The 623-nt window shown below is 36.1% G+C and carries 2 protein-coding genes; both read left to right on the forward strand.

Features of this window, described 5'->3' with window-relative positions; all coding sequences use genetic code 11:
- On the forward strand, positions 1-252 hold a 252-nt coding region (locus M3175_RS24055; protein ID WP_251524535.1), incomplete at its 5' end, for a hypothetical protein.
- A 133-nt stretch (positions 253-385) separates the two neighbouring features.
- Positions 386-623: hypothetical protein (locus M3175_RS24060; protein WP_251524537.1), on the forward strand; the 238-nt coding region annotated here is incomplete at its 3' end.

The raw sequence follows: 623 nt of genomic DNA on the forward strand, positions 1-623 counted from the left end.
GCGGACAAAGCCGATCGTGACCCCAATACGCTTGATTTGTTTGTGACGATGACAGATAAACAGAGATTTGCTTTTGCTAACAAAATTTCTCGACTACCTGAAGCCTCTTATTTGGCGAAAGGGCAAGCGAATACCAGTTATGATGCCTTTGCCGAACAAATCGCTAAGGATTTATTGAATAACGACAAGCAAAAGGTTTATTTACCTTTTTTGGAGAAGGTGGGATTTAAAAATCTCTTAGATCCTGTCTGATTTTAGTTTACCTGTACAGAAACACAATAGAAAAATTTATAGACAAAAATAAATATGTAGATACAATAATGAAATATAGTTGATTACATCTCATTAATTGAAACTTCAATAATATTTAATTTGGATTCTTAAAATGCTTTCTCGTTTACCTAAAATTGGTGCTTTTACTCTTTTATCACTAAGCATAGCTGCGTGTAGTAGTAATAATCATAATAATAACTCTATAAAACCTACACCTATTCCAAACTCATCAAGTTCAGATGCTGAAAAAGCTGCTGCCATTGAAGCCAACCGTGTTGCCTTGGTTGCTAAAGCCAAAGCCGCAGGATTAACTGACGCCCAAGCTACTGCCTATGCAGCGGCTAACCTTT

It is taken from the genome of Robertmurraya korlensis (genome assembly GCF_023715225.1).
Lineage (GTDB): Bacteria > Bacillota > Bacilli > Bacillales > Cytobacillaceae > Robertmurraya_A.